Source organism: Streptomyces sp., assembly GCF_031178505.1.
Classification (GTDB): domain Bacteria; phylum Actinomycetota; class Actinomycetes; order Streptomycetales; family Streptomycetaceae; genus Streptomyces; species Streptomyces gulbargensis.
Genome location: NZ_JAPSIW010000600.1, coordinates 1 through 4,319, shown reverse-complemented (window position 1 = coordinate 4,319; position 4,319 = coordinate 1). Strand labels below are relative to the sequence as shown.

The following is a 4,319-nucleotide window of genomic DNA, read 5'->3' as shown; positions in this document are numbered from 1 at the left end:
GGCACGGCCCGCGCGCCCGGGGGACCGGGCTCACCCGGCGACGCTGTGCAGCGGGATCCAGCAGCGGATGATGTCGCGGACGGAGACGATGCCGACGGGCCCCTGGTGGTCGAGGACCACCAGATGACGGAAGCCGCCACGGGTCATCGCCTCGGCCGCCTCCTCCAGGGTCCAGGTCGGCGCGGCGAAGACGACGTCGTGGGTGGTGTGGGATCCGGCGGTCTCACGGTCCGGATCCTGGTCCCTGGCCAGCGAGTTGAGGATGTCGCGCTCGGTGAGGATGCCGAGCCCGTGGGCGTCGCCGTCCAGGACGACGGCCGCGCCGACGCGGCGCGCCGCCATCAGCCGGGCCGCCTGGCGGAGGGTGTGGGTGGGGCCGAGGGTCAGGACGATCGTGCTCATGGCGTCACGGACGAGCATGGATGGAACCACCTCCTTGGTGAACCGTTCAACGAGAACTCCGGCGCGCGAGGCGCCTGATGAACAGCGCACAAGTTCACAAGTGGGGGAGCTCTCAGAGTTGCACCGGGGGAGGGACCCGACAAGAGGGCGTGCGAGGCGTCCCCGGGGAGCGCCGAGGGCGCTCGGCCCCCGGACGCCCCGCCGGGCGGAGGGTCCCGGCCCCGCGGACGCCCCGCCGGCGGTCGCGCCCGGCCCCGGGCGCCCGCCGGACGGGAAGGCTCAGTCCTGGGCGTTCCGCTGGTTGAGGTAGCTCAGCAGCTCCCCGTGGAGCAGGCCGTTGGACGCCGCCGCGTTCCCGCTGTGCGGGCCGTGGCGCCCGTCGAGGCCGGTGTAGGTACCCCCGGCCTCCTGCACCACGATCGCCACCGCCGCCATGTCCCACAGGGACAGCTCCGGCTCGGCGCAGATGTCGACGGAGCCCTCGGCGACCATCATGTACGGCCAGAAGTCGCCGTACGCCCGGGTCCGCCAGCACGCGCGCGTGAGGTCCAGGAACCCGTCGAGCCGGCCCTGCTCCTCCCAGCCGCTCAGCGAGGAGTACGCGAACGAGGCGTCCGCCAGGGACGACACCTTCGACACCTGGATCCGGCTCGCCGAGGCCAGGCTGCGGCCCGTGTAGGCGCCGAGCCCCTTCGCCGCCCACCAGCGGCGGCCCAGGGCCGGGGCGGACACCACGCCCACCACCGGCTGGAAGCCGGTCTCCCCGGCCTCCATCAGCGCGATCAGGGTCGCCCAGACGGGCACCCCGCGCACGTAGTTCTTCGTGCCGTCGATCGGGTCGATCACCCAGCGGCGCGGGCCCGAGCCCTCCACGCCGTACTCCTCGCCCAGGATCGCGTCCCGTGGCCGGGCCCGCTGGAGCTGGCCGCGGATCAGTTCCTCCGCGGCCTTGTCGGCCTCGCTCACCGGGGTCATGTCCGGCTTGGTGTCGACCTTCAGGTCGAGCGCCTGGAAGCGGTCCATGGTGGCCGCGTCGGCGGCGTCCGCCAGGACGTGGGCGAGGCGCAGGTCATCGTGGTAGTCGGCCATGGCGGCACTCTATCGCCGCCGGGGAACGCCCCCCGGCGGGCCTTGACAGCGCGTGGCCGCCTGCCGACGCTGAGTACCGCACCGTACGACGGAGGCACCCATGGCGACTGCCCGCGAGGCCCTGCTCGACGCCGCGCTCACCGCGCTCGCGCACCGGCCCTGGTCCGCCGTGCGCATGGTGGACCTCGCCACCGCGGCCCGGGTCTCCCGCCAGACCCTCTACAACGAGTTCGGCAGCAAGGAGGGACTCGCCCGGGCCCTCGCCCGCCGGGAGGCCGACGCCTTCCTGAACGGCGCCCGCCGGCTCCTCGCCACCCCCGCCCCGCCCGAACGCAACCTCGTCGCCCTCGCCGAGTGGACCGTCGCCCGGGCCGCCGACCGCCCGATACTGCGGGCGCTGCTCACCGGAGCCTGGCAGGACGGGCTGCCCCGGCCCCGCCCCGCACGCCCGGGGGCCCGCCTCGCTCCCGTGCCGGCGCAGCGGCGCGCCGACGCCGGACTGCCCGCTCCCGGTGAACTGGTCGCCGCCACCGCCGCCTGCGCGGGGGAGCGCTGGGCGGCGGGGTGCGAGATCGCCGTACGGCTCGCCCTCAGCCACGTCGTCGCGCCGGCCCTGCCGCCCACGGGCGGTCAGTGCGTGGAACCGGACAGCTGGAGGCCGATGACCCCCACGATCACCAGCGTGATCGAGACGATCTTGAGCGTGGAGACCAGGTCGCCGAGGAAGACCATGCCGTAGATCGCCGTCCCGGCCGCCCCGATCCCGGTCCACACCGCGTACGCGGGCCCCACGTCCAGCTTCCGCAGCGCCAGCGTCAGCAGGCCGAAGCTGCCGAGGGCGAAGGCCGCGAAGGCGACCGTCGGCCAGAGCCGGGTGAAACCGTGCGAGAGCTTCAGGCACACCGCGAAGCCCGTCTCCAGCAGGCCGGCGACCACCACCAGCAGCCACGCCATCGTCAGTGCCTCCCACGCCGTCGGTGACCGCTTCGTCCCTTGGGGCCCGTTCCGTGTGATTATGCACGTGCCCGTGGTGGCCGACCGCGTACGCGGACTCAGTCGCCCTCGCGTCGCTCCCGGGTCGAGAGCAGCCGCCGCAGCGAGTACAGCCGCGCCGGATCGGCGTGCCCCTCCGCCACCCACGCGTCCAGCGCGCAGTCCGGCTCGTCGTGGCCGCAGGCCCGCGGGCAGTTCTCCGTGCCCGGCTCCAGGTCGGGGAAGGCGTGGATGACCCGGGACGGGTCGACGTGGTGCAGACCGAAGGACCGCACGCCGGGCGTGTCGATGACCCAGCCGTCGACCACGTCGAGCGGCAGCGCCAGGGCCGAGGTCGTGGTGTGCCGGCCGCGGCCCGTCACCGCGTTCACATGCCCGGTGATCCGGCGCTTGTCCTGTGGCACCAGGGCGTTGACCAGGGTCGTCTTGCCGACACCGGAGTGCCCCACGAACGCCGTGACCCGGCCGTCCAGGTGTTCGCGCACCCGGTCCGCCGCCCCGCCGTCGTACAGCTCGTCGCGGTTCACCACCACGTGCGGGATGTCCAGCGCCCCGTACAGCTCCAGCAGCTTCTCCGGCGGCGCCAGGTCCGACTTGGTGAGCACCAGGAAGGGTTCGAGTCCGCCGTCGAAGGCCGCCACCAGACAGCGGTCGATCAGCCGGGGGCGCGGCTCGGGGTCGGCCAGCGCGGTCACGATCGCCAGCTGGTCGGCGTTGGCGACCACGACCCGCTCGTACGGGTCGTCGTCGTCGGCCGTGCGGCGGAGCACCGATGTGCGCTCCCCGATCCGCACGATCCGGGCCAGCGTGTCCTTCTCACCCGTCAGATCTCCCACCAGGGACACCCGGTCACCGACCACGGCCGCCTTGCGGCCCAGCTCGCGCGCCTTCATCGCGAACACGATCCGGTCGTCGACCAGACAGGTCAGCCGGCCCCGGTCGACGGTGAGGACCAGGCCCTCGACCGCGTCCTCGTGCTTCGGCCGGATGGTGGTCCGGGGGCGGGTCCCCTTGCGGTTGGGCCGCTGGCGGATGTCGTCCTCGTCGGTGTGCTTCCCGTAACGCCGCATGGTTCAGACTCCGAGCATTCCGGTCCACATCTCGGCGAAGTCCGGCAAGGTCTTGGCCGTGGTCGCGACGTCCTCGATCAGCACGCCGTCGACCGCGAGGCCGATGATCGCGCCGGCCGTCGCCATGCGGTGGTCGTGGTACGTGTGGAACACGCCGCCGTGCAGCGGGCGCGGGCGGATGCGCAGACCGTCCTCGGTCTCGGTGACGTCCCCGCCGAGCTCGTTGATCTCCTTGGTGAGGGCCGCCAGCCGGTCCGTCTCGTGCAGGCGCAGATGGGCCACACCGCGCAGCGTCGAGGGGGAGTCCGCGAGGGCCGCGACCGCGGCGATGCCCGGGGTCAGCTCGCCGACCTCGCCGAGGTCCACGTCGATGCCGTGGATCCGGCCCGTGCCGGTGAAGGTCAGCCCCTCGTCGGTCAGCTCGCAGGAACCACCCATCTCGGTGAAGATCCGCCGCAGCTCGTCACCGGGCTGGGTGGTCCGCGCGGGCCAGTCCGGGATCGTCACCCGGCCGCCGGTCACCAGGGCCGCCGCCAGGAACGGCTGAGCGTTCGACAGGTCGGGCTCGACCACCAGGTCCCGCCCGCGCAGCGCGGAGGAGGTGACCCGCCAGACGTTCGGGGCGCCGCCGTGCTCCGGCTCGTCGACCTGGGCGCCGACCGCGCGCAGCATGTCGACCGTCATCCGGATGTGCGGCAGCGAGGGCAGCGTGGCGCCCACGTGCCGTACCTCCACGCCCTGGTTGAAGCGGGGCGCGGACAGCAG

The 4,319-nt window shown here is 73.7% G+C and carries 6 protein-coding genes; 1 reads left to right on the top strand and 5 read right to left on the bottom strand.

The annotated features are described in order from the left end of the window. Nucleotides 1–30: 30 nt before the first annotated feature. Nucleotides 31–420: a CBS domain-containing protein gene (locus RIF68_RS28685; RefSeq protein WP_309054201.1), complete on the bottom strand. Its 390-nt coding sequence runs from the start codon at nucleotides 418–420 to the stop codon at nucleotides 31–33. Nucleotides 421–681: 261 nt separating this feature from the next. Further along, nucleotides 682–1,491, bottom strand: a complete 810-nt coding sequence (hisN, locus tag RIF68_RS28680) for a histidinol-phosphatase (protein ID WP_309054200.1) — start codon at nucleotides 1,489–1,491, stop codon at nucleotides 682–684. Between the two features lie 100 nt (nucleotides 1,492–1,591). Between hisN and RIF68_RS28675 the strand changes: the two genes are divergently transcribed. Next, the gene (locus RIF68_RS28675) at nucleotides 1,592–2,230 is read left to right on the top strand and encodes a TetR/AcrR family transcriptional regulator (protein WP_309054199.1); all 639 of its coding nucleotides are present in this window, start codon (nucleotides 1,592–1,594) and stop codon (nucleotides 2,228–2,230) included. Here the strand turns inward: RIF68_RS28675 and RIF68_RS28670 are convergent. The 3 genes from RIF68_RS28670 to RIF68_RS28660 all read right to left on the bottom strand — a co-directional run. Continuing rightward, entirely contained in the window at nucleotides 2,122–2,445 is a 324-nt protein-coding gene (locus RIF68_RS28670; protein ID WP_309054198.1) for a multidrug efflux SMR transporter, read from the bottom strand. The genes RIF68_RS28675 and RIF68_RS28670 overlap by 109 nt on opposite strands. Nucleotides 2,446–2,543: 98 nt before the next feature. After that, nucleotides 2,544–3,554 carry a ribosome small subunit-dependent GTPase A gene (gene rsgA / locus RIF68_RS28665; RefSeq protein WP_309054197.1) on the bottom strand — a complete coding sequence of 337 codons (1,011 nt, stop codon included), beginning with the start codon at nucleotides 3,552–3,554 and terminating at the stop codon, nucleotides 2,544–2,546. Nucleotides 3,555–3,557: 3 nt separating this feature from the next. Continuing rightward, nucleotides 3,558–4,319, bottom strand: a 762-nt coding sequence (locus RIF68_RS28660; protein WP_309054196.1) for a 3-phosphoshikimate 1-carboxyvinyltransferase, incomplete at its 5' end; no start/stop codon positions are given.

Coding starts and splice junctions, on each gene's coding strand:
- RIF68_RS28685 (WP_309054201.1), bottom strand. CDS start 420: ATGCTCGTCCGTGACGCCATGAGCACGATCGTCCTGACCCTCGGCCCC.
- hisN (WP_309054200.1), bottom strand. CDS start 1,491: ATGGCCGACTACCACGATGACCTGCGCCTCGCCCACGTCCTGGCGGAC.
- RIF68_RS28675 (WP_309054199.1), top strand. CDS start 1,592: ATGGCGACTGCCCGCGAGGCCCTGCTCGACGCCGCGCTCACCGCGCTC.
- RIF68_RS28670 (WP_309054198.1), bottom strand. CDS start 2,445: ATGGCGTGGCTGCTGGTGGTGGTCGCCGGCCTGCTGGAGACGGGCTTC.
- rsgA (WP_309054197.1), bottom strand. CDS start 3,554: ATGCGGCGTTACGGGAAGCACACCGACGAGGACGACATCCGCCAGCGG.